26 protein-coding genes and 1 tRNA gene are annotated in these 26401 nt (G+C 66.8%); 3 read left to right on the top strand and 24 right to left on the bottom strand.

All coding sequences use genetic code 11. The features are described from left to right. Positions 1–49 precede the first annotated feature (49 nt). From BG90_RS13285 to uvrC, 3 genes are all read right to left on the bottom strand, one after another. Positions 50–125 (bottom strand) — tRNA-Gly (locus tag BG90_RS13285). A gap of 157 nt (positions 126–282) precedes the next feature. Continuing rightward, positions 283–876 (bottom strand): CDP-diacylglycerol--glycerol-3-phosphate 3-phosphatidyltransferase, encoded by a 594-nt coding sequence (gene pgsA / locus BG90_RS13280; protein ID WP_010105314.1) that lies wholly within the window; start codon positions 874–876, stop codon positions 283–285. Positions 877–999: 123 nt separating this feature from the next. Next, a complete protein-coding gene (uvrC, locus tag BG90_RS13275) occupies positions 1000–3219 on the bottom strand; it encodes an excinuclease ABC subunit UvrC (protein WP_010116353.1) in 2220 nt (739 codons plus the stop codon). A gap of 159 nt (positions 3220–3378) precedes the next feature. On the opposite strand from uvrC, the gene earP reads away from it, so the two are divergent. From earP to BG90_RS13260, 3 genes are all read left to right on the top strand, one after another. Beyond that, positions 3379–4629, top strand: coding sequence for an elongation factor P maturation arginine rhamnosyltransferase EarP (earP, locus tag BG90_RS13270; protein ID WP_025989925.1), 1251 nt, complete (start codon positions 3379–3381; stop codon positions 4627–4629). 189 nt (positions 4630–4818) lie between these two features. Then, positions 4819–5376, top strand: coding sequence for an elongation factor P (efp, locus tag BG90_RS13265; protein WP_010105318.1), 558 nt, complete (start codon positions 4819–4821; stop codon positions 5374–5376). 270 nt (positions 5377–5646) lie between these two features. Further along, the gene (locus tag BG90_RS13260; RefSeq protein ID WP_010105319.1) at positions 5647–7044 is read left to right on the top strand and encodes a sigma-54-dependent transcriptional regulator; all 1398 of its coding nucleotides are present in this window, start codon (positions 5647–5649) and stop codon (positions 7042–7044) included. A 46-nt stretch (positions 7045–7090) separates the two neighbouring features. Here BG90_RS13260 and nagZ read toward each other — a convergent pair whose 3' ends face one another. From nagZ to rpmF, 21 genes are all read right to left on the bottom strand, one after another. Further along, the gene (gene nagZ / locus BG90_RS13255; RefSeq protein ID WP_010105320.1) at positions 7091–8119 is read right to left on the bottom strand and encodes a beta-N-acetylhexosaminidase; all 1029 of its coding nucleotides are present in this window, start codon (positions 8117–8119) and stop codon (positions 7091–7093) included. Between the two features lie 27 nt (positions 8120–8146). After that, entirely contained in the window at positions 8147–8578 is a 432-nt protein-coding gene (acpS, locus tag BG90_RS13250; RefSeq protein WP_010105321.1) for a holo-ACP synthase, read from the bottom strand. Positions 8579–8583: 5 nt separating this feature from the next. Continuing rightward, a complete protein-coding gene (pdxJ, locus tag BG90_RS13245) occupies positions 8584–9357 on the bottom strand; it encodes a pyridoxine 5'-phosphate synthase (protein WP_010105322.1) in 774 nt (257 codons plus the stop codon). Further along, positions 9354–10223, bottom strand: coding sequence for a DNA repair protein RecO (gene recO / locus BG90_RS13240; RefSeq protein ID WP_045568162.1), 870 nt, complete (start codon positions 10221–10223; stop codon positions 9354–9356). The genes pdxJ and recO overlap by 4 nt, the downstream gene beginning before the upstream one ends. Beyond that, positions 10210–11109: a GTPase Era gene (era, locus tag BG90_RS13235; RefSeq protein ID WP_010105325.1), complete on the bottom strand. Its 900-nt coding sequence runs from the start codon at positions 11107–11109 to the stop codon at positions 10210–10212. The genes recO and era overlap by 14 nt, the downstream gene beginning before the upstream one ends. A gap of 69 nt (positions 11110–11178) precedes the next feature. Continuing rightward, positions 11179–12558, bottom strand: a complete 1380-nt coding sequence (rnc, locus tag BG90_RS13230) for a ribonuclease III (protein WP_025989926.1) — start codon at positions 12556–12558, stop codon at positions 11179–11181. Between the two features lie 153 nt (positions 12559–12711). Beyond that, positions 12712–13605: a signal peptidase I gene (lepB, locus tag BG90_RS13225; RefSeq protein WP_010105329.1), complete on the bottom strand. Its 894-nt coding sequence runs from the start codon at positions 13603–13605 to the stop codon at positions 12712–12714. 15 nt (positions 13606–13620) lie between these two features. Next, entirely contained in the window at positions 13621–15414 is a 1794-nt protein-coding gene (lepA, locus tag BG90_RS13220; protein ID WP_010105330.1) for a translation elongation factor 4, read from the bottom strand. Positions 15415–15653: 239 nt separating this feature from the next. Continuing rightward, the gene (locus BG90_RS13215; RefSeq protein ID WP_010105331.1) at positions 15654–15908 is read right to left on the bottom strand and encodes a glutaredoxin family protein; all 255 of its coding nucleotides are present in this window, start codon (positions 15906–15908) and stop codon (positions 15654–15656) included. Next, positions 15905–17413 carry a DegQ family serine endoprotease gene (locus tag BG90_RS13210; protein ID WP_010116358.1) on the bottom strand — a complete coding sequence of 503 codons (1509 nt, stop codon included), beginning with the start codon at positions 17411–17413 and terminating at the stop codon, positions 15905–15907. The genes BG90_RS13215 and BG90_RS13210 overlap by 4 nt, the downstream gene beginning before the upstream one ends. 16 nt (positions 17414–17429) lie before the next feature. Further along, positions 17430–18485 carry a MucB/RseB C-terminal domain-containing protein gene (locus tag BG90_RS13205; protein WP_010116359.1) on the bottom strand — a complete coding sequence of 352 codons (1056 nt, stop codon included), beginning with the start codon at positions 18483–18485 and terminating at the stop codon, positions 17430–17432. Between the two features lie 5 nt (positions 18486–18490). After that, positions 18491–19105, bottom strand: a complete 615-nt coding sequence (locus BG90_RS13200) for a sigma-E factor negative regulatory protein (protein ID WP_045568161.1) — start codon at positions 19103–19105, stop codon at positions 18491–18493. An 83-nt stretch (positions 19106–19188) separates the two neighbouring features. Next, on the bottom strand, positions 19189–19788 hold the full coding sequence (gene rpoE, locus BG90_RS13195; RefSeq protein WP_010105335.1) for an RNA polymerase sigma factor RpoE: 600 nt from the start codon (positions 19786–19788) through the stop codon (positions 19189–19191). A gap of 90 nt (positions 19789–19878) precedes the next feature. Further along, a complete protein-coding gene (locus BG90_RS13190; protein ID WP_010116362.1) occupies positions 19879–20352 on the bottom strand; it encodes a protein YgfX in 474 nt (157 codons plus the stop codon). Between the two features lie 11 nt (positions 20353–20363). Continuing rightward, positions 20364–21602: a beta-ketoacyl-ACP synthase II gene (fabF, locus tag BG90_RS13185; RefSeq protein WP_010116363.1), complete on the bottom strand. Its 1239-nt coding sequence runs from the start codon at positions 21600–21602 to the stop codon at positions 20364–20366. Positions 21603–21758: 156 nt separating this feature from the next. Then, the gene (gene acpP, locus BG90_RS13180; RefSeq protein WP_004197638.1) at positions 21759–21998 is read right to left on the bottom strand and encodes an acyl carrier protein; all 240 of its coding nucleotides are present in this window, start codon (positions 21996–21998) and stop codon (positions 21759–21761) included. A 144-nt stretch (positions 21999–22142) separates the two neighbouring features. Further along, positions 22143–22892 carry a 3-oxoacyl-ACP reductase FabG gene (fabG, locus tag BG90_RS13175; protein WP_010105337.1) on the bottom strand — a complete coding sequence of 250 codons (750 nt, stop codon included), beginning with the start codon at positions 22890–22892 and terminating at the stop codon, positions 22143–22145. A 53-nt stretch (positions 22893–22945) separates the two neighbouring features. Further along, on the bottom strand, positions 22946–23878 hold the full coding sequence (fabD, locus tag BG90_RS13170) for an ACP S-malonyltransferase (protein WP_010105338.1): 933 nt from the start codon (positions 23876–23878) through the stop codon (positions 22946–22948). Between the two features lie 73 nt (positions 23879–23951). Continuing rightward, entirely contained in the window at positions 23952–24941 is a 990-nt protein-coding gene (locus BG90_RS13165; protein ID WP_010116364.1) for a beta-ketoacyl-ACP synthase III, read from the bottom strand. After that, positions 24941–26047, bottom strand: a complete 1107-nt coding sequence (gene plsX, locus BG90_RS13160; RefSeq protein WP_010105340.1) for a phosphate acyltransferase PlsX — start codon at positions 26045–26047, stop codon at positions 24941–24943. Before plsX ends, BG90_RS13165 begins: the two co-directional genes overlap by 1 nt. Positions 26048–26186: 139 nt before the next feature. Further along, on the bottom strand, positions 26187–26366 hold the full coding sequence (rpmF, locus tag BG90_RS13155; protein WP_010105341.1) for a 50S ribosomal protein L32: 180 nt from the start codon (positions 26364–26366) through the stop codon (positions 26187–26189). Positions 26367–26401: the final 35 nt, after the last annotated feature.

Genomic DNA, 26401 nt, shown 5'->3' with positions numbered 1-26401 from the left:
TGCATTGCAGGTTTGCCGAACACGTCAAGCAAAACGCTGCTTTCAAACCTGGAGCGGGAGACGAGTCTCGAACTCGCGACCTCAACCTTGGCAAGGTTGCGCTCTACCAACTGAGCTACTCCCGCGTTTTGCTTCATCCACCGCACTGCGTCAGGCTTCGTGCAGTGGAGAAACGAGATTATGGTGAAACTGAATTTATGTGTCAAGCGTTTTTCGCGCCCTTTTTCTTCGATCGCGTCATCGCCCGCTTCGACGCGCGATCCGGGCGCGCGTTTCAAGCGTTCACGCCGCACCGCCGCGCTCGCGAATCTGCGGCCACGCGAGCTTCATGTAGTAGAGCATCGACCAGATCGTCAGCACGGCCGCGAGATACATGAGCCACTCGCCCCATACGCGCGTGTCGATCGCGACGCCGCCGCCGAACGGCAGCCGCCCGAAGTACAGCAGCATCGGAATCGCGACCATCTGGCATGCGGTCTTGAACTTGCCGAGCGAATTGACCGCGACGCTCTTCGACGCGCCGATCTGCGCCATCCATTCGCGCAGCGCCGAGATCGCGATTTCGCGGCCGACGATCACGAGCGCGATCGCCGCGTCGATGCGCGCGAGCTGCACGAGCATCAGGAGCGCCGCCGTCACCATCAGCTTGTCGGCGACGGGATCGAGAAACGCGCCGAACGCCGACGTCTGGTTCCATTTGCGCGCGAGATAGCCGTCAAACCAGTCGGTCAGCGCGGCGAGAATGAAGATCACCGCCGCCGCCAGATTGCGATGGTCGGCGCTCAGCACCGTATCCGGCAAATAGAACACGCCGACGACGAGCGGAATCAGCACGATTCGCACCCACGTCAGGAAAATCGGGAAGTTGAACGGCATGGCACGCGACACGGTTGAAGGATTTGCCATTGTGCCGCGTCACCCGCGCCGCCACAAGCGAAGCGCCCGGCGCGGGCCGCGCCGCCCGGCCTGCCGGCCGGGGCGGCGCGGATGGCCCGGCGCTCAGTGAAGCTGTCGGTAGATCTGCTCGGCGAGCGCGCGCGAGATGCCGTCGACGCTCGCGAGCTCGTCGACGCTCGCCGCGACGACCCCGCGCAGACCGCCGAAGCGCGCAAGCAGCCGCTGCCGGCGTTTCGCGCCGACGCCCTCGAGCTCTTCGAGCCGCGACGTCTGGCGCGTCTTCGCGCGCTTCGCACGCATGCCGGTGATCGCGAAGCGGTGCGCCTCGTCGCGGATCTGCGCGACGAGCATCAGCGCGGCGCTCTCCTTGCCGAGTTCGAGCGGCGCGCGGCCGTCGGCGAAGATCAGCGTCTCGAGCCCGACCTTGCGCCCCTCGCCTTTCGCGACGCCGACGAGCATCGAGATGTCGAGCCCGAGCTCGGAGAACACCTGCCGCGCGATCTCGACCTGGCCGCGGCCGCCGTCGATCAGCACGATGTTCGGCAGCCCCCTGGCCGACGCGGCCGCATGCACCGCGTTGCCGTCGATGCCGGCCGCTTCTTCGGCCGACGCTTCGGCGGCCGCCTCCTCGACCATCTTCTCGTAGCGGCGCGTGAGCACCTGGCGCATCGCCGCGTAGTCGTCGCCGGGCGTGATGCCCGTGATGTTGTAGCGGCGATACTCGGACGACTGCATCTTGTGGTGGTGATAGACGACGCACGACGCCTGCGTCGCCTCGCCCATCGTGTGGCTGATGTCGAAGCATTCGATCCGCAGCAGCCCGAGATCGTCGCTTTCGTAGCCGAGCACGTCGGCGAGCGAGCGCGTGCGCGCCTGCTGCGAGCCCTGCTCGGACAACAGCCGCGCGAGCGCGAGGCGCGCGTTTTGCTCGGCCATCGTGAGCCACGCGCGCTTTTGACCCTGCGGCTGCCGCACGACCGCCACCTTGTGCCCCACCTGCTCGATGAGCAGATCGATCAGCTCGCGGTTCGCGGGCGCGTGACTCACGACGAGAATCGGCGGCACCCGGTTGCCGAGATAGTGCTGCGCGATGAACGCTTCGAGCACTTCGGTTTCGAGCGACGCGGCGCCGGGCTCGGCTTCCTGCGTCGTGGCGGCGGCGTCGATTTCGGACGGCGCAGCGGCTTCGAAGGCGCTCGCCGCTTCGATGTCCGCCTCCGCGCTTCCTTCGATGCCCTTGTCGACGCCTTCGCCGACACTTTCGTCCGCGCTCGCACCGGCATGCGCCGCCGCGCCGCCGCCCGTGCGCTCGGCGGCCCCCGCCGTTTCGCCGGCGAGCCGGGCTTGCGCGTCCGCATCGGCGTGCGCTTCGTCGCCCGCTTCATCGCCCGCGTCCGTGACCGCTTCCATGCCCGCTTCGCCGGCGAGCACGAGCGCGCTCTCGACGTGCGTCGGGAAATACGCCTTGTCGCCGAGATGCCGCCCGCCGCGCACCATCGCGAGATTCACGCACACGCGACCGCCCAGCGCGACGACGGCGAGGATGTCGACGTCGCTGTCGCCGCCGACGTCGATCGCCTGCTGATGCAGCACCTTCGCGAGCGAACTCATCTGGTTGCGCACGAGCGCCGCCTGCTCGAACTTCAGCTCGGCCGCGAACGCGTGCATCTTCCGCTCGAGCTCGCCCATCACTTCGCCTTGCCGGCCGAGCAGGAAGCGCGACGCGTTGTCGACGTCGCGCGCGTAGTCCTCTTCGCCGATCGCGCCGACGCACGGCGCCGAGCACCGGCCGATCTGATGCAGCAGGCACGGACGCGTGCGATTGTTGAACACCGAGTCCTCGCAGGTGCGAAGCTGGAACACGCGCTGCAGGATCTGGATGCTTTCGCGCACCGCCCAGGCGCTCGGAAACGGCCCGAAGTACTGATTCTTCTTGTCGACCGCGCCGCGGTAGTACGCCATCCTCGGAAACGTGTGGCCGGTCAGCTTCAGGTACGGATACGACTTGTCGTCGCGAAACAGGATGTTGTAGCGCGGCGCGAGCGCCTTGATCAGGTTGTTCTCGAGCAGCAGCGCCTCGGCTTCCGAGCGCGTGACCGTGGTCTCGATGCGCGCGATGCGCGTGACCATCATCGCGATTCGCGGCGATAGCTGCGTTTTCGTGAAGTAACTCGACACGCGCTTTTTCAGGTCCCGCGCCTTGCCGACGTACAGCACCGCGCCTTGCGTGTCGTAGTAACGGTAGACGCCCGGCAGGTGCGGCAGTTGGGCGAGGATCGGCTTGGGTTCGAAAGGGGATTCGGGTGCGTCGGGGGATGTCATGCTCAATCCGGGCGCGAGCGGCGCGCGCGAACAAGGTCATTTAGAATCGCCAGTTTAGAGCATTCGCCGCGCGCGTTCGCGGCGCGATCGCCGCGGCTCGCGTGTCGCGCCCCGTTTGCTTTCCGGTTTGCTCCCATCTCGCCCTGCTTTCACAGCTCCATGACGTCGTCCGCCCCGCTCGCGCCGCCCGCTTCCGCTTCCGCTTCCGCTTCCGCCACCGCCGCCGCCACCGCCGCCGTTCGCCCGCCGCAAGACGCAGTGGACCCGATCGCGTGCGATATCTTCTGCGCGGTCGTCGACAACTTCGGCGACATCGGCGTGTGCTGGCGTCTCGCGCGCCAGCTCGCGGCCGAGCATGGCTGGCAGGTACGGATCTTCGTCGACGATCTCGCGACCTTCGCGCGGCTGCAGCCGGCAGCCCGCTCCGACGCCGCGCGCCAGACCGTCGACGGCATCGTCGTCGAGCACTGGCGCGCGCCCGCGCATGCGGGCGACACGCTCGCGATCGCCGACGTCGTGATCGAGGCGTTCGCGTGCGAGCTGCCGGGCGCGTACGTCGCCGCGATGGCGCGCCGCGCGCGGCCGCCCGTGTGGATCAATCTCGAATACCTGAGCGCCGAGGACTGGGTCTGCGACTTCCATCTGCGGCCATCGCCGCATCCGCGCTATCCGCTGACGAAGACGTTCTACTTCCCCGGCCTCGGGCCCGGCACGGGCGGCGTGCTGAAGGAGCGCGGCCTCGACGCGCGCCGGCTCGCGTTCGAAGCAAACGACGACGCACGCCGCACGTGGTGGCAAAACGTCGCGGGCGCGCCGATGCCGGGCCCGGACGCGACCGTCGCGTCGCTCTTCGCGTACGAGAATCCGGCGCTCGACGCGCTGCTCGAACAATGGCGCGACGGCCGCGAGCCGGTCGTGCTGCTGGTGCCGGAGGGCCGGATCTCGGCGAGCGTCGCGCGCTTCTTCGGCGTCCGCGCATTCGGCGCCGGCGCGCACGCGGAGCGCGGCAGCGTCGCCGCGCACGGCCTCGCGTTCGTCGCGCAGCCCGACTACGACCTGCTGCTGTGGGCGGGCGACGTGAACTTCGTGCGCGGCGAGGATTCGTTCGTCCGCGCGCAATGGGCGCGCCGGCCGTTCGTCTGGCAGATCTACCCGCAGGCCGACGACGCGCACCTGCCGAAGCTCGACGCGGCGCTCGCGCACTTCACCGCGCGCGTCGATCACGCGACGCGCGCGGCGACCGAGCGCTTCTGGCACGCCTGGAACGGTTCCGGCGCGCCCGATTGGGCCGACTTCTGGCGGCATCGTGCGGCGCTCGCCGCGCGCGCGGCGAGCTGGGCGGACGAGCTCGCGGCCGTCGGCGACCTTGCCGGAAATCTGGCGAATTTTGCAAAAACTCAGTTAAAATAAGCGGTTATCCAACGGATGACCACGCAAGCGCGTCCGTTTTCGGCGCGACGCTCCAGGATAAAGGGGGCCGCCAGTCCGGCCGCGGCGGATCGCACACACGGTCGCCCGGGCTGCCGGATCGAGCCCGCTTGCGCCGTTAGCCGTTGAGCAACGCTCAGGAAATTTATCTCATTCAGGATAGTTTTAGTTATGAAAACCGCACAGGAACTCCGCGTAGGCAACGTCGTGATGGTCGGCAACGACGCATGGGTCGTCTCGAAGACCGAATACAACAAGTCGGGCCGCAACGCCGCCGTCGTCAAGATGAAGCTGAAGAACCTGCTGACCAACGCGGGCCAGGAATCGGTCTACAAGGCGGACGACAAGTTCGACGTCGTCGTGCTCGACCGCAAGGAAGTGACCTACTCGTATTTCGCCGACCCGATGTACGTGTTCATGGACGCCGACTACAACCAGTTCGAAGTCGAAGCGGAAATGATGGGCGACGCGCTCAACTACCTCGAAGACGGCATGGCGTGCGAAGTCGTGTTCTACAACGAGAAGGCTATTTCGGTCGAACTGCCGACGATCCTCGTGCGTGAGATCACGTACACGGAGCCGGCCGTCAAGGGCGATACGTCGTCGGGCAAGGTGCTGAAGAGCGCGAAGATCTCGACGGGCTTCGAGCTGCAAGTGCCGCTCTTCTGCAGCACCGGCGACAAGATCGAAATCGACACGCGTACGAACGAGTACCGCAGCCGCGCATAAGAAACGCTTGCGCGAGCAGGTCGAACAAAGCGCCCTTCGGGGCGCTTTTTGTTTATTCGACGCCGCTTATTGCATAAAGGCGTCACATCATAAACAATGCACCGAGGAAACCCTGACGGGATTCAATTTGTATCATCCGTAACTGTTTTATAGTCGATAACAAATACCGTACGCCAAGTGCGCGATGGGGCATAAAATTCATTTCTCATCCCGAAATGGGGGCTGTACGCCGGTCCGGCCGATGGACCGGTTTTTCAACTCGCGCACACCATGCCACACGCCCTGATTGTCGAAGACGATCCCAATAGCTTATCCGGCCTGACCGCGCTCCTCGCCGCGGACGGGTTCTCGGTCGATACGGCGACATCGCTCGCCGAGGCGCGCGGCGCACTCGCCCGCTCGATTCCCGATGTCGTTCTCGTCGATCTGAACCTGCCCGACGGCAGCGGCTTCGACCTGCTGCAGAACCTGCCTCAGCAACAGCCGAACGGCTCGCTGCCGGTGATCGTGCTGACCGGCAACGCGACCGTCGAAAGCGCGATCGAAGGGTTGCGGCACGGCGTCTGGGATTACCTGCTGAAGCCCGTCAACATCCCGCGGCTGCGCAGCCTGCTCGCGCGGATCCCGCGCCCGTACGAGCTGATCGAGGAAGTGCAGGCGCTGCGCGCGTCGCTGCGCCGCCTCGGCCGCTTCGGCTCGCTCGTCGGGCGCAGCGACGCGATCCAGCACGTCTACGACATGATCGAGCACAACGCGCGCACCGAAACCGCGGTGCTGTTGTGGGGCGAGCCCGGCACGGGCAAGGAGACGGCCGCGCGCACACTGCACGACCTGAGCCGCCGCCGCAAGGGCCCGTTCGTCGCGTTCGACTGCCGCGCGGCCGTTCAGTCGCCGCGCAACATCGAAACCAACGGCCGCGCGATCGAGAGCATGCTGCTCGGTCGTGAGCGCGGTGCGTACACGGGCGTCGAGCGCCGCGATCCCGGCCTCTTCGAGCAGGCGAGCGGCGGCACGCTGTTCCTCGACGAAATCACCGCGCTGCCGCTTTCGCTGCAGGAAGCGCTGCTGCGCGCACTCGATTCGCAGAACTTCATGCGCGTCGGCGGCACGACCGAGATCGCGAGCGACTTCCGGCTGATCGCGACGACGCGCCGCCCGGCGCGCGAAGCGGTCGCGAACGGCACGCTGCGCGAGGATCTGTGGCTGCGCCTCGACGCCGCCTCGATCGGCCTGCCGCCGCTGCGCGAGCGCGACGACGACGTGATCAGGATTGCCGAGGCATTCGTCGACGACCTGAACCGCGACGCACGCGCCGCGGGCCTGAACATCACCGACAAGCGCATCGCGCCCGGCTTCATCCGCGAATGCCTCGCGTACGACTGGCCGGGCAACGTGCGCGAGTTGCAGGAGCGCGTGCGGCTCGCGTACGACCAGTCTGGCGATTTCATCGAGACGCTGCGCGCGGGCGACACGTATCCGCAGCCCGGCACGGCGCTGAACGGCAGCAGCGTGCAGGTGCGCGTGGGCACGCCGCTCGCCGACGTCGAGGACCTGCTGATCCGCGCGACGCTCGATGCGGTCGGCGGCACGCGCCACCGTGCGGCGACGCTCCTCGGCATCAGCCCGAAGACGCTCTACAACAAGCTGCAGCGCATGAAGATCAGTTGACGTCGACGCGAGGGCGGCCGCGCGCCGCCCGCCTCGTCCGTCCGCGTTACGCGAACGTGCTGCGCAGGAGTTCCTGCGCGCGCAGATAGCGCGGCTCGCGCATCAGCTTGCTCCACTTGAGCGACTTGCCGCGCGGCCGCATTTGCTTGATCCGCTGCAGCGATTCGCGCGACGTCGTCGCACGCAACTCGTCCAGCACACGTTCCGCGGCGTCCGGCTGATTGCAGATCAGCACCATGTCGCAGCCCGCTTCGAGCGCGGCCTGCGCCGCCTGCGCGAGCGTGCCGCCTTCGCGCGCCGCCTCCATCGACAGATCGTCGCTGAACACCGCGCCCGGAAAACGCAGCCGGCCGCGCAGCACGTCCTGCAGCCACACGCGCGAAAAACCCGCCGGCTTCGAATCGACCTGCGTATAGATCACGTGCGCCGGAATGACGGCCGCGAGCGACAGCCCGAGCCAGTCGTACGGCGCGGCGTCGTTCGCGAGGATCTCGTCGAGCGGACGGTCGTCGGTCGGCAGCGCGACGTGCGAGTCGGCTTCCGCATGACCGTGACCGGGAAAATGCTTGCCGCAATTCGCCATCCCGGCGAGCGCGAGCCCGTGGTTGAGGCTCTTCGCGAGCAGCGCGACGACGCGCGGATCGCGATGGAACGCGCGATCGCCGATCACCTTCGAGCGGCCGTAATCGAGATCGAGCACGGGCGTGAAGCTCATGTCGACGCCACACGCGCGCAGCTCGGACGCGAGCACGTAGCCGAGCGCGGTCGCCGCCTTCGTCGCGTGCAGCACGTCCTTGTCCCATAGCTCGCCGAGCCGGCGCATCGCCGGCAGCACCGTGAAGCCGTCGGTGCGAAAGCGCTGCACGCGCCCGCCTTCGTGGTCGACCGCGATCAGGATATCGTCGCGGATCGAGCGGATCGCGTCGGTCAGCGCAACGAGCTGCGCGCGGCTCTCGAAGTGGCGCGCGAACAGGATCACGCCGCCCGTCTGCGGGTGCGCGAGACGGCGCGCGTCGTCGCGCGTGAGCGTCGTGCCGGCGACGTCGAGCATCACCGGGCCGAGGGTCAGTTTCATCGAATCAGCGTCCTTGCGGAGAATGGATCAGGAAGCGGCGCCCGAGCGCGCGGCGACGACGTCGTCGGGCGCCTCGGCGACGACGAACGTCACCGCGTAGTCGCGCTCGTCGCTGACCGTCACGCGCGCGGTGATGCGGCGCGCGTCGAGCCATGCGGCGAGCTCGCCCGACGCGACGACGTACGGCTCGCCGCTCGGCCGGTTGAGCGTCTGCAGCGCGCGCCACGTCATCGGCCAGTGCATGCCGAGGCCGATCGCCTTCGAAAACGCCTCCTTCGCGGAAAAGCGCGTCGCGAGAAACGCGATGCCGCGCGCCTCCGAGCGCGCGCGCCGCGCATGAAAGACGCGCAGCTCGTCGGGGCCGAGCACCTTCTCGGCAAAACGGCCGTCCGTGCGCTCGAGCACGGCGGCGACGCGGCTCACCTGAACGAGGTCGGTGCCGATGCCGTAGATCGCCATGCGCGTCAGCGGCCGCCGTGCAGCGCGGCGACGCGCGCCGCGACCATGATCGCCTTCATCTCGCGCACCGCGTTGTCCCAGCCGACGAACACCGCGTGCGCGACGATCGCGTGGCCGATGTTCAGCTCGTCGATGCCGGGCAGCGCGGCGATCGCCTGCACGTTCGTGTAGTGGAGCCCGTGGCCCGCGTTCACCTTCAGTCCGAGCGCGATGCCCGCGTCGACGCCCGCCGCGATCCGCTCGAACTCGCGCTCCTGCTCGGCCTCGTCGTGCGCGTCCGCGTAGCGCCCCGTGTGCAGCTCGATCACCGGCGCGCCCGTCTCGTGCGCGGCGCGGATCTGCGCGTCGTCCGGATCGATGAAGAGCGACACGCGCACGCCGACGTTCGCGAGCTGCTTGCATGCGGCACGCACCGCATCGAAATGGCCGGCGACGTCGAGGCCGCCTTCCGTCGTCAGCTCCGAGCGCTTCTCCGGCACGAGGCACGCGTCGTGCGGGCGGATCTCGCACGCGATGTCGAGCATCTCCGGCGTCACCGCGCATTCGAGGTTCATCCGCGTCTTCAGGAGCGGACGCAGCGTGCGCACGTCCGCGTCGACGATGTGCCGGCGGTCTTCGCGCAGATGCAGCGTGATCGCGTCGGCGCCCGCGTCCTCGGCGGCGAGCGCCGCGCGCACGGGATCCGGATACGCGGTGCCGCGCGCGTTGCGCAGCGTCGCGACGTGGTCGATGTTGACGCCCAGTTCGATGGCGGTCGGCGAGGTCAGGAAGAAGCTCATAGGTTTTGCAGGTCGATCAGGATCTGACGCGTGGCGAGCGGCGTGCCGCCCAGATAGGTGTTGAGCAGAAAGCGCATCAGCGTCTTGCTTTGCGCGACGGTCTGCGCCCGATGGTAATCGTCCTCTTCCATGTCGAGCAACGTCTGGCCCGCGATCACCGGCCAGTGCGACGGTATGTCGTCGTCCGCGTCGCGCACGCCGCGCTCCGGATCGAACACGTAGAGCCTGTCGGGCTCGACCGAGCGCCGCGCGACCGTGCGTTTGAGCGACATCGCATAGCCCGTCTCGCGCAGCAGCACGCGCTCGAACGAACGCAGCACCTGCACGGGCGGCTCGCCGTGCGCGAGGCGCGTGAGCGTGACGAGATAGTGCGTGAAGAGCGGCGGATGCGGATCCTCGCGCGCGCAGAACTTGACGAGCAGCTCGTTCACGTAGAAGCCGCACAACAGCGCGTCGCCCGCGAGGGGCAGCATGCCGCCCACCCATTCGGCGCCCGTCAGCGTGCGCAGCTCGGACTTGCCGGACCACGACAGCGACAGCGGCTGAAACGTCTGCAGCACGCCGCGCAGCGCCGAATGCGGGCGCTTCGCGCCCTTCGCGACGAGCGCGATGCGGCCGTGATCGCGCGTCAGCACGTCGATGACGAGGCTCGTCTCGCGATACGGATGGCTGTGCAGCACGAACGCCGGCTGCTCGGCGATCCGGAACTCGGACGTGCGCGCGGCGGCGCGGCGCGGCTTGCGCCGCGGCTTGTCGGCGGCCGGCGCGCCCGGCGCGCCCGGCACGAGCGGCGCGGCTGGCGGTTGCGGGTCGGCGTCGGCCTCGTCGGTCATCCCGACATCGGACGTCCCGTCATTCGTACCCATAGGCGCGCAGCCCCGCTTCGTTGTCAGCCCAGCCGCTCCGCACCTTGACGAAGGTCTCGAGATAGACGGGGCCGTCGAACAGCTTCTCCATGTCCTGCCGCGCCTCGGTGCTGATCTGCTTGAGCTTCGCGCCCTTCTTGCCGATCACCATCGCCTTGTGCGAATCGCGCTCGACGAGGATCGTCGCGAACACGCGCGTGAGGCGCCCCTCCTCCTCGAACTTGTCGATGACGACGGTGCTCGTGTACGGCAGCTCCTCGCCCGTCCAGCGGAACACCTTCTCGCGCAGGATCTCGGCCGCGAGGAAACGCGAGCTGCGGTCGGTCAAGTCGTCTTCGCCGTAGATCGGCTCGCCTTCCGGCAGATACGGCTTGATCGTGTCCGTCAGCCGGAGGATGTCTTCCGAATGCTTCGCGGACAGCGGCACGATCTCCGCGAACTCGCGCAGCGCGCCCATCTTCTGGAAGAACGGGTACAGCGTGTCCTTGTCCGACACGCGGTCGAGCTTGTTCGCGACGAGGAGCGTCGGCGTGCCGGGCGGAATCAGGTCGAGCACCTTCTGGTCGTCGGGGCCGAAGCGGCCCGCCTCGATCACGAACAGGATCGCGTCGATCGACGTCAGCGTCGACGTCACCGCGCGGTTCAGCGACCGGTTGAGCGCCGTGCTGTGGCGCGTCTGGAAGCCGGGCGTGTCGACGAAGATGTACTGCGCGTCGTCGACCGTGCGGATGCCGGTGATCCGGTGGCGGGTCGTCTGCGCCTTGCGCGACGTGATGCTGATCTTCTGGCCGACGAGCGCGTTCATCAGCGTCGACTTGCCGACGTTCGGACGACCGACGATCGCGATCATGCCGCAACGGAAACCGGTGGGAGCGGGAGCGTTCATATCAGGTTGCTGCTGGGTTCGGAAGCGGCTGCACGTCCGTGCGCGGCCGCGATGTCGATGGGACGGATGTCAATGACCCGCATCGGCGACGCGCACGGGCGCGGCGGCCAGATCGGGCTCGGCTGCGGACGGCGGCGCGAGCGACGCGTCGCGGGCGCGCGGCGGCCGGTCGGCCGTCCCCGCGACGACGCGAGCGGCGGCGTCGGGCTTATCCGGCGCCTTGTCGGACGCCTTCGCGGAAACAGCGTCGGGCGACTTGTCCTGCGCCTTCTCGGGTTCCTTGTCCTGGGCCTGCGCCTTGTCCGGGCCTTTTTCCAGCGCCTTGTCCGACGCGGGCTTGTCCGTTGTCGAAGCGGGCTTGTCGACCGGCTTTGCCGCGCGCGGCTCGGCCTTGTCGGCCGTGTGCTCGACATGCGCCGCACGGATGACCGCGACGGGCGCGGCAGCGGGCGCACGAGCAGCCGCATCGTCGGCCTGCACAAGCCCGTCGGACGAAGCGGCGCTCGCATGCGCGCCGGACTTCGCCTCGACGGCTTTCATCTCGGCGGATTTCAACTCGGCCGACGCTTTCGCTTCGGTGGAGCGCGCCTCGACGGCCTTCGGGTCCGCGCCCTTCGCCTCGCCGCCCGCCACGCGGTTCGCGCCGCGCTCCTTACGATCCGGCGAGCGCAAATCGAGCGCCTCCTGCACGCCCTTCACGCCCGGCACGATTTCCGGCTCCACGTGCTGCGCGCCGCGCGCGCTCTTCGAGCGCTTCGGCTTCGCGGCGAGCATCGGCGCGGCCGCCAGCACCTCGTCGAGCGCCTTCTTCGCGGCGGCCTGCTCGGCCGCGCGGCGGCTCGCGCCGGAGCCGGACACCTTCACGTCCAGCTTCGGCACCGTGCATTCGACTTCGAATTGCTGATTGTGCGCTGCACCATGCGTCGCGACGACGGTATAGGTCGGCAACGCGATCTTGTGCCCCTGCAGATACTCCTGCAGCAGCGTCTTCGCGTCCTTGCCGAGCGTGCGCGGATCGATGTGGTCGAGAATCGGGATGTAGAGCCGCTTGATGACCCCTTGGGCGGCTTCGAAGCCGCCATCGAGGAACACCGCCCCGATGATGGCTTCGAATGCGTCCGCAAGGATCGACGGTCTTCGGAACCCGCCGCTGCGCAGCTCGCCCTCGCCGAGCCGCAAGCCGTCGGAGATATTGAGGGCCTGAGCAATTTCGTAGAGCGACTGCTGCTTGACGAGGTTCGCCCGCACGCGCGACAAGTCACCCTCGTCCAGCTTGCTGAAGCGCTGGAACAAAAGGGCGGCCACCGCGCAATTCAGAACGGAATCGCCGAGAAACTCGAGCCGTTCGTTATGCGTGGCGCTATGACTGCGATGGGTCAAAGCCTGGCGCAACAATTCCGCATTGCGAAATTCGTAGCGCAGCCGGCTTTCCAACTGGGATAGGGGCATGGACAGGAGTATAACGCGGGCGCCGCTTCGGTCGGGAAACGCAACCTGGCGCGAAAAAGGCGTGACGAGGCGGTATTGCCGCCGGTTCTTGAAGTCATTCGGCAACACGTCGCGCAGCCCGCGCGCGGCGTGTTGCAACGCTCGAAGCGCGGCCTAGTTGAACGAGCCGATGCGTTTCAGTTCGCTGAAGTTCATCCAGATGAAGAACGCGCGGCCGACGATGTTCTTGTCCGGCACGAAGCCCCAATAGCGGCTGTCGGCGCTGTTGTCGCGGTTGTCGCCCATCATGAAGTAGTGACCGGGCGGCACCTTGCAGACGACGCCGCGGCTGTCGTACTGGCAGTTGTCGCGATACGGATAATCGTCCGCGCCCATCACGAACGGCGGCACCGCCGGATTGTTCAGGATCGCGTTCCTGCGCGCGCCGAGCGTTTCCTCGAACTGCTTCGCATAGTTCATCCGCTCTTCGTCGAAGTAGTCGGGCAGCGGCGTCTCGGGCACCGGCTGGCCGTTGATCGTCAGCTTCTTGTCCTGATACGCGACCGTGTCGCCCGGCAGGCCGACCACGCGCTTGATGTAGTCGACCGATTCGTCCTTCGGATAGCGGAACACGACGACGTCGCCGCGCTGGAGCGGACGGCCTTCGGTGATCTTCTGATTCGTGATCGGCAGGCGCAGGCCGTAGTCGAACTTGTTGACGAGGATGAAATCGCCGACGAGCAGCGTCGGCACCATCGAGCCCGACGGAATCTTGAACGGCTCGACGATGAACGAGCGTACGACGAACACGACGAGAATCACCGGGAAGAAGCTCGCCGTGTACTCGAGCCACCACGGCTGGCGCAGCTTCTCTTCACGCAGACGCGCGCGCGTCTGCGGCGCGTTCTCGTCGGCGAAGCGCTCGCCGATCCGCTCCTGCTGGCGCTCGAACTCGGCGACCGCCGCGTCTGCCGCCTTCTTCCGCTGCGGCAGGAAAACCAGTTTGTCCAACACCCACGCAATGCCCGTCAGAACGACAAGCACAAAAAGAATCAGCGCAAAATTCATAAAGGATCAGTCCTGTTATTTGTCTTCGACTCGCAAGATCGCCAGGAACGCCTCCTGCGGGATCTCGACCGAACCCACCTGCTTCATTCGTTTCTTACCTTCTTTCTGCTTTTCGAGCAGTTTCTTCTTGCGCGTGATGTCGCCGCCATAGCACTTCGCGAGCACGTTCTTGCGCAGCGCCTTGATGTTCTCGCGCGCGATGATGTGCGCGCCGATCGCGGCCTGGATCGCGACGTCGTACATCTGGCGCGGGATGATCTCGCGCATCTTCGCCGCGACCTCGCGGCCGCGATACTGCGACTGCGAACGGTGCACGATCACCGACAGCGCGTCGACCTTGTCGCCGTTGATCAGCATGTCGACCTTCACGACGTCGGACGCGCGGTATTCCTTGAACTCGTAGTCCATCGACGCATAACCGCGCGACACCGACTTCAGGCGATCGAAGAAATCGAGCACGATCTCGGCCATCGGGATCTCGTACGTGAGCTGCACCTGGCGGCCGTGATACTGCATGTTGATCTGCGAGCCGCGCTTTTGCGTGCACAGCGTGATCACCGAGCCGACGTAGTCCTGCGGCATGTAGAGATTCACGGTGACGATCGGCTCGCGGATTTCCATGATCCGCGCGGGCTCCGGCATCTTCGCCGGATTTTCGACCATGATCGTCGAGCCGTCGCTTTGCACGACCTCGTAGACGACCGTCGGCGCGGTCGTGATGAGATCCATGTCGAACTCGCGCTCGAGCCGCTCCTGCACGATTTCCATGTGCAAAAGGCCGAGGAAGCCGCAGCGAAAGCCGAAGCCGAGCGCCTGCGACACTTCCGGCTCGTACTGCAGCGACGCGTCGTTGAGCTTCAGCTTCTCGAGCGACTCGCGCAGCGCGTCGTACTGGTTCGCCTCGACGGGATACAAGCCCGCGAACACCTGCGGCTTCACCTCCTTGAAGCCCGGCAGCGGTTCCGGAGCCGGCTTGTTCGCAAGCGTGACCGTGTCGCCCACCTTCGCGGCCGTCAGTTCCTTGATGCCGGCGATGATGAAGCCCACCTGCCCCGCCGACAGCGAGTCGAGATCGCGCGATTTCGGCGTGAACACGCCGACGTGCTCGACGGGATACTGCGCGCCCGTCGCCATCATCTTGATCTTGTCCTTCGGACGCAGCGTGCCGTTGACGATCCGCACGAGCATCACGACGCCGACGTAGTTGTCGAACCACGAATCGATGACGAGCGCCTGCAGCGGCGCGTCGGCGTCGCCCTTCGGCGGCGGCACCTTCACGATCAGCGACTCGAGCACGTCCTCGACGCCCAGGCCCGTCTTCGCGCTGCAGCGCACCGCGTCGGTCGCGTCGATGCCGATCACGTCCTCGATCTCCTCGATCGCGTTCTCCGGGTTCGCGGCGGGCAGGTCGATCTTGTTCAGCACCGGCACCACTTCGACGCCGAGCTCGATCGCCGTGTAGCAGTTCGCGACCGTCTGCGCCTCGACGCCCTGGCTCGCGTCGACGACGAGGAGCGCGCCCTCGCACGCGGAAAGCGAGCGGCTCACCTCGTACGAGAAGTCGACGTGCCCCGGCGTGTCGATCAGGTTCAGGTTGTAGACCTTGCCGTCGCGCGCGCGATACGTGAGCGCGGCGGTCTGCGCCTTGATCGTGATGCCGCGCTCGCGCTCGAGATCCATCGAGTCGAGCACCTGCGCTTCCATCTCGCGGTCGGACAAGCCGCCGCAAAGCTGGATGATGCGATCCGCGAGCGTCGACTTGCCGTGGTCGATGTGCGCGATGATCGAGAAATTGCGAATATGATCCATTCAGTGCCGATCAAGCGAAAAAGGCGCGCTCGACGACTGCGGAGCACGCCTTGTAAGTCGGTGAAAAAACGGCCTATTTTAGCCGAAAAGCCCCGCCAGGGGCGGCATTTTGGACGCCCGGGCGCCGTGGCCCACCCGGCGCAGCTCGGCTGCTCAACGGCCGCGGGAAGCCACGGGCTCGCACCGGCGCGAAGCGGCGCGCGATTCGTCGTTCGGCAGCGCCCGCCCCGAACGGCGCGTCACGGCGCGCGCCGCGCGAGCGCCTCCCTTACCCGCGCATCGTCGAAGCGATGCCGGCACACCTCGATGCCGTCGAGCAGCAGCACCGGCACGTCCTCGTCGTAGCGCGCGACGAGCGCCGGATCCGCGTCGATGTCGACGTAGTCGACGCCCGCCGAGAATTCGGCCGCGACGGGCGCGAGCGCGTCGCGCATGTCGTCGCACAAATGGCACCAGCCGCGGCCGTACAGCGTGAAGCGCGCGGCGGAACTCACTTCTGGCGCGGCCGGATCGGGATGAACTGCGTGTTGTCGCCGCGCCGCACGAGCACCGCGACCGCGCGCTGCGGATCGAGCTTCGACGTCACGTCGACGAACTGCTTCGCGCTCGCGATGTCGACGTCGCCGACGCGCAGCACGATGTCGCCGCGCTGCAGGCCCGCGCGCGCGGCCGGGCCGTCGACCGCGTCGATCTGCACGCCGTTGCGCAGCTTGAGCGTCTTCAACTGGTCGGGCGACAGGTCACTGACCGTCAGGCCAAGCGCGCTGCTGCGCGGCTTCTGCTGCGGCGTCTGGCGGCTGTCGGTCTTCGCGGCCTTGTCGACCGGGAATTCGGCGATCGTGATCGGCAGATCGCGCGACTGCCCCTTGCGCCATACCGTCACCGTCGCCTTCGCGCCCGGCTTCGTGTCGCCGACCATGCGCGGCAGATCCGACGCCGTTTCGACCGGACGGCCGTTGAACTTCAGGATGATGTCGCCCGGCTGCAGGCCCGCGCGATCCGCGGGACCGCCCGGCTCGACGCTGCTCACGAGCGCGCCTTCCGCCTTCGGCAGGCCGATCGAGTCGGCGACCTCCTTCGTCACCTCGCCGATCGCGACCGCGATCCGGCCGCGCGTCACCTTGCCCGACGCCTTCAGCTGATCGGCGACGCGCATCGCCTCGTCGATCGGAATCGCGAACGAGATGCCCATGAAGCCGCCCGTGCGGCTGTAGATCTGCGAGTTGATGCCGATCACCTCGCCCTGCATGTTGATGAGCGGGCCGCCCGAGTTGCCGGGGTTGACGGCGACGTCGGTCTGGATGAACGGCAGGTAGTCGCCGGTGTTGCGGCCCTTCGCGCTGACGATGCCGGCCGTCACCGTGTTGTCGAGGCCGAACGGCGAGCCGATCGCGACGACCCATTCGCCGACCCGCACCTTGTTCGAATCGCCGATCGCGACGGTCGGCAGGTTCGACGCACTGATCTTCACGATCGCGACGTCCGTGCGCTCGTCGACGCCGATCAGCTTCGCCTTGAACTCGCGCTTGTCGGTGAGCGTCACGTAGATCGTGTCCGCGTCGTCGACGACGTGCGCGTTCGTCATCACGTAGCCGTCGGGCGACAGGATGAAGCCGGAGCCGACGCCGCGGTTCTGCTCGGTATCGGGCGCATCGGGCGTGCTCGGCGCGTTCTTCTGCCCGCCGGGCGGCTGCGGCAGCGGGATGCCGAAGAAGCGGCGGAAGAACTCCGACATGTCGCCGTTGTCCAGACCGGGCGGCAGCGCGCCGCGCGTATCGGCCGGCACGTTCGCCGTGGTCCGGATATTGACGACCGCCGGGCCGACTTTCTCGACGAGGTCCGCGAAATCGGGCAGGCCCACGCGCGGCGCGGGCGCGGCGCCCGTTGCGGCGGGCGCGGTCGTAGCATTCGGAACCGCCGTCGCCGATTGCGCGGCAAGCGGCGCAGAGGCCGCCACCGCTGCGGCGACGAGCCAGGTGCGCAGCGAGAGTTTCATCATGTCGGAAGCCGAAGGGTTACTTGGAAGCCTTGTATTCTATGGCAGACGCGAACTGCTGCAACGTCGCGGGCGGCGCTTCGCCGAGAACGGTGATCCAGAAATCGCCGCGGCGCTTGACGAGCACGTGCGTCGCGCCCGTGCTGCCCGCCCCTTCCTTGCGGCTGTTCTTTTCGGCGGGCTCGATGAAGACCGAAATCGTCGCGAGGCCGTCGGTGAAGACGGCCTGATCGACGGGAATCGGCGGATCGCTCGCGTCGCGCGCGGCCATCGGACGGCGCACCTCGCGGATCTTGCGGAAGCCCGCGACGGTCGGCGCGATCTGCCAGCCCTGCGCCTCGATGTCGATCGGCGCGACGGGCGGCCGAACGACGGTCCAGCCGCCGAGATTGCGCATGCCGGCCGCGATCGCGGTCTTCTGGCTCGGCGCCGCGGCGCCAAGCTGCAATTGCGAGAACGCGATCTGCTCGAGCACGTGATCGTCGGCGTCGAGCGTCTGCGAACGCAGCAGAAGCCCCGTCTTCGCGTCGGTCCACAGCTTGTACGCGAAGCGGTACGCATCCTTCGGCACGAGTTCGACGACCTGCGCGTCGAGGCCCGCGACGCGGTCGCGGCCAAGCGACTTCGGCTCGTAGACGGACAGCACCTGCTCGCCGCTCGCGCCGAGCAGCGCGGGGAACGAATCCTTGTTCTGGCGGCGCTCGACGACGCAAAGCCGCCGCTCGGGCACGAACGTGTAGAGATCGTCGTTGTGGCGCAGCAGCTTGCGCGGCTTGCCGTCGAGGCTTTCGACCCGCTCGTATTCGCCGTCGCCCTTCGACGCGAAATGGACGATTCGCGACGACTGCACGTACGCGCCGCGCTGATAGACGAACGTCCCTTCGTAGTTCTGCTGCTGCGCGGCCTGCTGGATGCGATCGAGCCACTCGGCGGCTGAGCGCCGGGTGGCCACGGGATCGTCGGGCTGTTGCGCGAAGGCGGCGGACTGGACGGACAACAGCGCTGCCGCGCACAGCAAAAGCGCCGGCAGCCGTCTCCAACCGAGGATGGCTTGATTCAACTGCAACGTCCGCATCGAGTTTATTGGCCTTGCGTGGTGACGGCTGTGCGAATGACCGGCATCGAACCCGTCACGACGGGCTGCTGCGCGAACTGTTGATGCGCTTCAAGATATTGATCGAGACTCGCGTCGCGAATGATGTTTGCGTCCTGCAGCGCGGGCTGCGCGCTCGGCTGGGCAGCCGCCACGCGTTGCAGCGCGCCTTGCTGCGCGGGGCTCACCGACGCGACCTGGACGGCGCCCGGCGCGCCGACGCCCTGCATCTGCGGGACGACGATCCAAGTCAGCGTCGCCGCGGCGGCCGCAACCGCGAACGCGGGCACGACCCGGCGGCGCAGCGCCAACAGCCGACGCGCGACGGGCGCGGCGGCGGGCGCGAGCAGATGCGGCTCGGCCGCGAGGCTCGCCGAGAGGCGAGCCATGAACGCGCCGCTCTCGGCGGGCTCGAGCGTGAGCTCGTCGGACCGCAGCGCGTCGCCGATCACGTGATAATGCGCCCAGGCCGCGCGCTCGGCATCGCCCAGCCCCGCGAGAATCTGTTTCAGCGAAAGGCCTTCAGGCGCTTCGCCGTCGACCAGAGCGGACACGCGCTCGCGTTGCGAGCACGCCTGCGACTGCATAGAGACCGACCCCATGATGCTCCCCATCTTGCACACACCCCGTCGTGACACACGACTCCGTAACTAGACCCCAAGCCGCCCCGACCCGCCGCGAGCGCTTACCAGCGCTTGCCTTCCGGCGTATCGAGCAGCGGCCGCAATTTTGCCGCGATCGCCTCGCGGGCGCGAAAGATCCGCGAGCGGACGGTGCCGATCGGGCATCCCATCATCTCCGCGATCTCTTCGTAGCTCAAACCTTCGATCTCGCGCAGCGTGATGGCCGTTCGCAGTTCCTCCGGCAGCAACGCCATCGCGGCGTTGACCGTTTGGGCGATCTGCTTGCTCATCAACATCGATTCCGGCGTGTTGATATCCCTTAGTTGGTCGGCATCGGAGAAAGTTTCAGCCTCTTCGGCATCCGCGTCGGTGGACGTGGGCGCCCGGCGACCTTGGGTCGCAAGGTAGTTCTTCGCCGTATTGACGGCAATCCGGTACAACCACGTGTAGAACGCCGACTCGCCGCGAAACTGCGGCAACGCGCGATACGCCTTGATGAACGCATCCTGGGCCACGTCCTCGACCTCCGCGGGATCTCGCACGAGACGCGAGATCAACCTGATGATCTTGCGGTGGTATTTGGTGACCAGGAGTTCGAACGCCGCCTTGTCGCCATTCTGTACGCGTTCGACCAGTACCTGATCGATTTCTTTTTCACTCACCTGACAAATCCGTAAACGAGGGATGCAACGCGGAGCGTTATTGTAACGTTCCCGCTCGAGCCGCTCATGAGCGTTTGCGATCGGAAACGGTCATGCCGCCGCGAGCGTCCCGCGCGCGGCGCGCCGGCCCAGCACGCAGAGCGCGCGGAACACGGGCGCGTCGACCGCGTCCGCCAGGATCACGAGCGGCGTCGCGCGCCGGCTGCGGTCTCGCACCGTCAGCACGACGAGCAGATCGCTCCATTGCGTGCAGCCGGCGATCTGGCCGCGCGCGAGCAGCCGCCCGTCGCGATCGAACGCCGCGAGCACGCCCGCGCCGGCGTCGATCCGCAGCGCCGCCGGCTGGCGCCGTCCGCAAGCGGCCCGCGCGCGCAGCGCAACAAGCGCAGCAATCAGCATGGCAAGCGTCGCCGCCCCGCCGGTGCCGACGAGCGGCTCCGCACCGGCGTGAACCGCCGCGCCGACGGCCGGCACGAACAGCGCGCACGCGACGCGCAGCCACGCCGACGCGCGCAGCACGACGTGCTGCGCGCCTGCCGATGCGGCGTGGAACGGCTCCGTCAAGCGACCCCGCGTCAGACGCGCTTGAAGACGAGCGTGCCGTTAGTCCCGCCGAAGCCGAAGGAGTTCTTCAACGCGACGTCGATCTTCGTTTCGCGCGCTTCGTTTGCGCAATAGTCGAGATCGCACTCGGGGTCCTGGCTGAAGATGTTGATCGTCGGCGGCGACACCTGATTATGGACCGCAAGGACCGTGAACACCGACTCCAGCCCGCCCGCACCGCCGAGCAGGTGGCCCGTCATCGACTTCGTCGAGTTGACGACGATGTCCTTCGCGTGATCGCCGAACGCGCGCTTGATCGCGACGGTCTCGGCCAGATCGCCGAGCGGCGTCGACGTGCCGTGCGCGTTCAGGTAATTCACCTGATCGGCGTTGATGCCGGCGTTGCGCAGCGCGGCCAGCATGCAGCGGCGTGCGCCGTCGCCGTCCTCGAGCGGGGCCGTCATGTGATAGGCGTCGCCGCTCATGCCGTAGCCCGCGACTTCGGCGTAGATCTTCGCGCCGCGCGCCTTCGCGTGCTCGTACTCCTCGAGCACCATCACGCCCGCGCCTTCGCCGAGCACGAAGCCGTCGCGGTCCTTGTCCCACGGACGGCTCGCCGTCGCCGGATCGTCATTGCGCTGGGACAGCGCGCGCGCCGCGGCGAAGCCGCCGACACCGAGCGGCGACACGGTCGATTCCGCGCCGCCTGCGATCATCACGTCGGCGTCGCCGTACTCGATGAGGCGCGCCGCCTCGCCGATGCAGTGCAGACCGGTCGTGCACGCGGTGACGATCGCGAGATTCGGCCCCTTGAAGCCGAACTTGATCGACAGGTGACCCGAGATCATGTTGATGATCGACGCCGGCACAAAGAACGGCGAGATCCGGCGCGGGCCGCGGTTAAGCAGCTCGGTCTGCGTGACTTCGATCATCGGCAACCCGCCGATGCCCGAGCCGACGACGACGCCGACGCGCTCCGCGTTCTCGTCGGTGACCTCGAAGCCGCTGTCCCGCATCGCCTGCATGCCGGCCGCGATCCCGTAATGGATGAACGTATCCATATGGCGCGCTTCCTTCGCCGGGATGTAGTCCTCGACGTTGAAGCCCTTCACCTCGCCTGCGAAGCGGGTCGAGAAGTTCGTCGCGTCGAACTTCGTGATATTGACGATGCCGGACTTGCCGGCCACGAGATTGGCCCAGCCGTCGGCAACATTATTGCCAACAGGCGAAATCAGCCCAAGGCCTGTAACAACAACACGACGGCGGCTCACGGTAACCTCTTTTCCATTGAATGACAAAAACAAAAGCCACAGCGGCCACAGGAACCACCCCTGCGAGCCCTGTGGCTGTTAGCTCGGCCGGCAACGACGCCGACGCGATCGCGCATCCAGCGCAGCGTGTGCAAAAACTTGCAGACGACGCGCGTGTTACGCCTTGACGTTCGCGCGAGCGTAGTCGATTGCTTGCTGAACGGTCGTGATCTTCTCGGCTTCTTCATCCGGGATTTCCATGCCGAACTCGTCTTCCAGCGCCATCACCAGCTCGACCGTGTCGAGCGAATCTGCACCGAGGTCGTTCACGAACGACGCTTCGTTCTTGATTTCGGCTTCGGCGACGCCCAGTTGTTCGGCGACGATCTTCTTGACGCGTTGTTCGATGTTGTCCATTACCCCTCCGAGGGAAAGTTCAGATTTACAAGTGCGCGCATTTTAACAGGTTTGATGCTGCCCAAAATGCGCGCCGGCTTTGCGGCCAAACAAGCGCCCGATGCGCTGTTACGCATGCACGGCGCGGATGTTAAACGAATTCCGTTACGACATGTACATGCCGCCGTTCACGTGCAGCGTCGTGCCCGTGATGTAGCCGGCCTGCGGCGACGCGAGGAACGCGACCGCGTGTGCGATGTCCTCCGGACTGCCGAGGCGGCCGAGCGGAATCTGCGTCTTCAGCGCGGCCTGCTGCTCTTCCGGCAGCACCTTCGTCATGTCGGTGTCGATGAAGCCCGGCGCGACGCAGTTCACGGTGACGCCGCGGCTGCCGATCTCGCGCGCGAGCGCACGCGTCATCCCCGCCACGCCCGCCTTCGCCGCCGCGTAGTTGATCTGCCCCGGATTGCCTGCGGAGCCGACCACCGACGTAATGTTGACGATGCGTCCGCCGCGCGCCTTCATCATCGGGCGCAGCACCGCGCGCGACAGACGAAACACTGCCTTCAGGTTCGTGTCGATCACGGCGTCCCACTCGTCGTCCTTCATCCGCATCGCGAGCTGATCCTGCGTGATGCCGGCGTTGTTGACGAGCACGTTCAGCGCGCCGAACTCCTTGAGCGTCGATTCGACGAGCGTGTCCACCGCCGACGCGTCGTTGACGTTCAGCACGGCGCCGCGGCCTTCGAGCCCGGCTTCCTTGAATGCGGCGGAGATGCCCTCGGCACCGGCCTCAGTCGTCGCGGTGCCGATCACCATCGCGCCGCGTCGCGCGAGCTCGAGCGCGATCGCGCGACCGATCCCGCGCGACGCGCCGGTGACGATCGCGACTTGTTTGTCGAGAGTCTTGTCCATGCAGTGGTTCCGTGTTTCGGGTGAATCGGCAAGCTTGCGCACTTGACTTGAATTCAAGCGGCGACGAGCTTGAGCGCTTCGTCGAGCGACGCCGGGTCGAACACCGACGCGCCGACCAGATTGGTGTCGATGCGCTTCGTGAGGCCGGCGAGCACCTTGCCGGGGCCGCACTCGATCACGTGCGTCACGCCCTGCCCGGCGATGTGCTTCACGCATTCGACCCAGCGCACGGGGCCCGCCGCCTGGCGCACGAGTGCATCCTTGATCGCCGCGGGATCGGACGCCACAGCGACGTCGATGTTGTTGACGACGGGAATCTGCGGCGCCTTCACGTCGACGTTCGCGAGGTATTCGCGCAGCTTGTCGGACGCGGGCTTCAGCAGCGACGAATGGAACGGCGCCGACACCTGCAGCGGCAGCGCGCGCTTCGCGCCCTTCGCCTTCGCGATTTCGCAGGCTTTCTCGATGCCCGCCTTCGTCCCCGCGATCACGACCTGCGCGGGCGCATTGAAATTCACCGCTTCGACGACGCCGGCCGCCGACGCCTCGGCACACACCGCGCGCACCGTGTCGTCGTCCAAGCCGAGAATCGCCGCCATGCCGCCTTCGCCCACGGGCACGGCCGTCTGCATCGCCTGCGCGCGGAAGCGCACGAGCGGCAGCGCATCGCGAAACGCGATCGCGCCCGCTGCGACGAGCGCCGTGTATTCGCCGAGACTGTGGCCCGCGACGATCGACGGCCGCGCGCCGCCTGCCTGCTGCCACGCGCGATAGCACGCGTACGCGGCCGTCAGCATCACGGGTTGCGTATTCGTCGTCAGATTGAGTTCGTCAGCCGGGCCGTCGGCGATCAGCTTGCCGATGTCCTGACCCAGCACGTCGGACGCTTCGTCGAGCGTCTCGCGCACGACGGCGACGTCGGCGAACGCATTGAGCATGCCGACCGATTGCGAGCCCTGGCCCGGAAAAACGAATGCAAATTTCATATCGTCCCCAATTGAATCGATTCAAGCGGCGCGCGCGGACCGCGCGCGCCGGTGGGATGCGGAGAAGATCCGATCAGAAGCGGAAGACCGAGGCGCCCCACGTGAAGCCGCCGCCGACGCCTTCGATCAGCACGTGCTGGCCGCGCTTGACGCGGCCGTCGCGCACCGCGACGTCGAGTGCGAGCGGGATCGACGCGGCGGACGTGTTGCCGTGCTCGTCGACGGTGACGATCATGCGTTCCTGCGGCAGGCCGAGCTTGCGGCACGTGCTTGTCATGATACGGATATTGGCCTGGTGCGGAATCAGCCAATCGACCTGTTCCGGCGCGAAATCGGCCTTCGACAGCGCTTCGACCGCAACCTTCTCGAGCACGTTCACGGCAAGCTTGAAGACGGCCTGGCCGTCCATGTGCAGGAACGCGCTGCCCGCGATGATGCCGCGGTTCACGTTGCCCGGCGTGCAGAGGATGTTCGAGTAGCTGCCGTCCGCGTGCAGCGCGCTGCCGAGGATGCCCGGCTCTTCGGACGCCGACAGCACGACGGCGCCCGCGCCGTCGCCGAACAGCACGCAGGTCGTGCGGTCCTTGAAATCGAGGATGCGCGAGAACGTCTCCGCGCCGACGACGAGCGCCGTGCGGTGCTGGCCGGCGCGAATCAGCGTGTCGGCAATGGTCATCGCGTACGCGAAGCCGGCGCACACCGCCTGCACGTCGAACGCGGCGCCGTTGTTCTTGATGCCGAGCTTGTTCTGCAGCAGGCAGGCCGTGCTCGGGAACACGAAATCGGGGGTCGACGTCGCGACGATGATGAGGTCGATCGACTGCGGATCGACGTCGGCCGCTTCGATCGCGCGCTGCGCGGCGACGAGCGCGAGATCGCTCGTCGTCACGTCGGGCGCGGCGAAGTGCCGCGCATGGATGCCCGTGCGCGCGACGATCCACTCGTCGCTCGTCTCGATGCCGTCCTTCGCGAGCCGGTCGGCAAGATCTTGATTCGTGACGCGGTCGGGCGGCAGATAGCTACCCGTGCCGAGCACGCGGGAATAGAGGGTCGATTGGGCCATTATGTCTTCGAGGAAAGCGCGGCGGAGGGCTCGGCTGGCTGGCCTGCGGACGGGCTCGCCTGCCCCGCCCCGTCCGCGTCGCGCCCGCTTTCGCCGAGCGGCGCGGCGTTCTCCGCCATCGCTCGCGAAAGGCGCTCCAGCACGCCATTTTTGACGGCATCATACCCGCGTTTGATCGCCCACTCAAACGCGTACGCGTCCGCGGAGCCATGGCTCTTGATGACGAGGCTGCGCAGCCCGAGCAGCGCCGCACCGTTGTACTGGCGATGATCGACGCGCTTCTTGAAGCGCAGCAGCACGGGCAGCGCGAGGAGCGCCATCAGCTTCGACAGCAGCGAGCGGCTGAACTCTTCCTTGATGATGTCCGCGAGCATCTGCGCGAGGCCCTCGGACGTCTTCAATGCAACGTTGCCAACGAAGCCATCGCAGACGATCACGTCGACGGTGCCCTTGTAGATGTCGTTGCCTTCGACGTTGCCGCGGAAATTCAACGTGCTCGCACGCAATAACTCGCCTGCGCGCTTGATTGTTTCGTTCCCCTTGATGACCTCCTCGCCGATGTTGAGGAGACCGATCGTCGGCCGCTCCTTGCCCTCGAGCGCCGCGACGAGCGCGTGCCCCATTTCGGCGAACTGCAGCAGGTGCTGCGGCTCGCAGTCGACGTTCGCGCCGAGGTCGAGCATCATCGTGTAGCCCGTCGGATTCGGCAACGCGAATGCGATCGCGGGCCGCTCGATGCCGGGCAGCGTCTTCAGCACGTAGCGCGACACCGCCATCAGCGCGCCGGTGTTGCCGGCGGAGATGCACGCCTGCGCCTCGCCTTCCTTCACGTGATTGAGGGCGACGCGCATTGAAGAGTCCTTCTTCTTGCGCAGCGCCACTTCGACGGGGTCGTCCATCGCGACCACTTCGGTGGCCGGCACGACGGACAGCGCAGGCTCGTCGAGCGCCTTGCACTTCTTGAGTTGCGCACGGATCGCGCTTTCGATGCCGACGAGCATCAATTGCGCGTCGGGATGCGAGCGAACGAACTTGACTGCCGCGGGAACGGTCACGGACGGGCCGTGGTCGCCTCCCATGCAATCGATTGTGAGCTTTACAGTCATGGAATGCGACGAATTTCAGGCACAAAAAAGCGGCAATTGAATGCCGCCTTTTTGTTGAGCCAGGAAAGTGTCAAGCGAACCGGTTGTCGCGCGCGAAGCCCGAATGGCCATCAGACGCGCGTCACGGAGACGGAAACGCTTAGTCGTTCTTCGTCTTGACGACTTTCTTGCCGCGATAGTAGCCGTTCGGGCTGATATGGTGACGCATATGCACTTCACCCGTGCTCGGCTCGACGGCGAGCGGCGTGGTCGTCAGGAAATCGTGCGAACGGTGCATGCCGCGCTTCGACGGCGACTTCTTGTTTTGTTGAACTGCCATGACTAACTCCTAAAAATTTTCCGAATTCTAACACA

The organism is Burkholderia oklahomensis C6786, from assembly GCF_000959365.1.
In the GTDB taxonomy this organism is placed as follows: Bacteria; Pseudomonadota; Gammaproteobacteria; order Burkholderiales; family Burkholderiaceae; genus Burkholderia; species Burkholderia oklahomensis.
Note: the sequence above shows the minus strand (reverse complement) of the source record. Positions and strands in the feature narration are given on the sequence as shown.

What these genes read in the sequence shown, in the direction of transcription:
- pgsA (WP_010105314.1), bottom strand. Translation starts at nt 876, where the DNA reads ATGCCGTTCAACTTCCCGATTTTCCTGACGTGGGTGCGAATCGTGCTG.
- uvrC (WP_010116353.1), bottom strand. Translation starts at nt 3,219, where the DNA reads ATGACATCCCCCGACGCACCCGAATCCCCTTTCGAACCCAAGCCGATC.
- earP (WP_025989925.1), top strand. Translation starts at nt 3,379, where the DNA reads ATGACGTCGTCCGCCCCGCTCGCGCCGCCCGCTTCCGCTTCCGCTTCC.
- efp (WP_010105318.1), top strand. Translation starts at nt 4,819, where the DNA reads ATGAAAACCGCACAGGAACTCCGCGTAGGCAACGTCGTGATGGTCGGC.
- BG90_RS13260 (WP_010105319.1), top strand. Translation starts at nt 5,647, where the DNA reads ATGCCACACGCCCTGATTGTCGAAGACGATCCCAATAGCTTATCCGGC.
- nagZ (WP_010105320.1), bottom strand. Translation starts at nt 8,119, where the DNA reads ATGAAACTGACCCTCGGCCCGGTGATGCTCGACGTCGCCGGCACGACG.
- acpS (WP_010105321.1), bottom strand. Translation starts at nt 8,578, where the DNA reads ATGGCGATCTACGGCATCGGCACCGACCTCGTTCAGGTGAGCCGCGTC.
- pdxJ (WP_010105322.1), bottom strand. Translation starts at nt 9,357, where the DNA reads ATGAGCTTCTTCCTGACCTCGCCGACCGCCATCGAACTGGGCGTCAAC.
- recO (WP_045568162.1), bottom strand. Translation starts at nt 10,223, where the DNA reads ATGGGTACGAATGACGGGACGTCCGATGTCGGGATGACCGACGAGGCC.
- era (WP_010105325.1), bottom strand. Translation starts at nt 11,109, where the DNA reads ATGAACGCTCCCGCTCCCACCGGTTTCCGTTGCGGCATGATCGCGATC.
- rnc (WP_025989926.1), bottom strand. Translation starts at nt 12,558, where the DNA reads ATGCCCCTATCCCAGTTGGAAAGCCGGCTGCGCTACGAATTTCGCAAT.
- lepB (WP_010105329.1), bottom strand. Translation starts at nt 13,605, where the DNA reads ATGAATTTTGCGCTGATTCTTTTTGTGCTTGTCGTTCTGACGGGCATT.
- lepA (WP_010105330.1), bottom strand. Translation starts at nt 15,414, where the DNA reads ATGGATCATATTCGCAATTTCTCGATCATCGCGCACATCGACCACGGC.
- BG90_RS13210 (WP_010116358.1), bottom strand. Translation starts at nt 17,413, where the DNA reads ATGATGAAACTCTCGCTGCGCACCTGGCTCGTCGCCGCAGCGGTGGCG.
- BG90_RS13205 (WP_010116359.1), bottom strand. Translation starts at nt 18,485, where the DNA reads ATGCGGACGTTGCAGTTGAATCAAGCCATCCTCGGTTGGAGACGGCTG.
- BG90_RS13200 (WP_045568161.1), bottom strand. Translation starts at nt 19,105, where the DNA reads ATGGGGTCGGTCTCTATGCAGTCGCAGGCGTGCTCGCAACGCGAGCGC.
- acpP (WP_004197638.1), bottom strand. Translation starts at nt 21,998, where the DNA reads ATGGACAACATCGAACAACGCGTCAAGAAGATCGTCGCCGAACAACTG.
- fabG (WP_010105337.1), bottom strand. Translation starts at nt 22,892, where the DNA reads ATGGACAAGACTCTCGACAAACAAGTCGCGATCGTCACCGGCGCGTCG.
- fabD (WP_010105338.1), bottom strand. Translation starts at nt 23,878, where the DNA reads ATGAAATTTGCATTCGTTTTTCCGGGCCAGGGCTCGCAATCGGTCGGC.
- BG90_RS13165 (WP_010116364.1), bottom strand. Translation starts at nt 24,941, where the DNA reads ATGGCCCAATCGACCCTCTATTCCCGCGTGCTCGGCACGGGTAGCTAT.
- plsX (WP_010105340.1), bottom strand. Translation starts at nt 26,047, where the DNA reads ATGACTGTAAAGCTCACAATCGATTGCATGGGAGGCGACCACGGCCCG.
- rpmF (WP_010105341.1), bottom strand. Translation starts at nt 26,366, where the DNA reads ATGGCAGTTCAACAAAACAAGAAGTCGCCGTCGAAGCGCGGCATGCAC.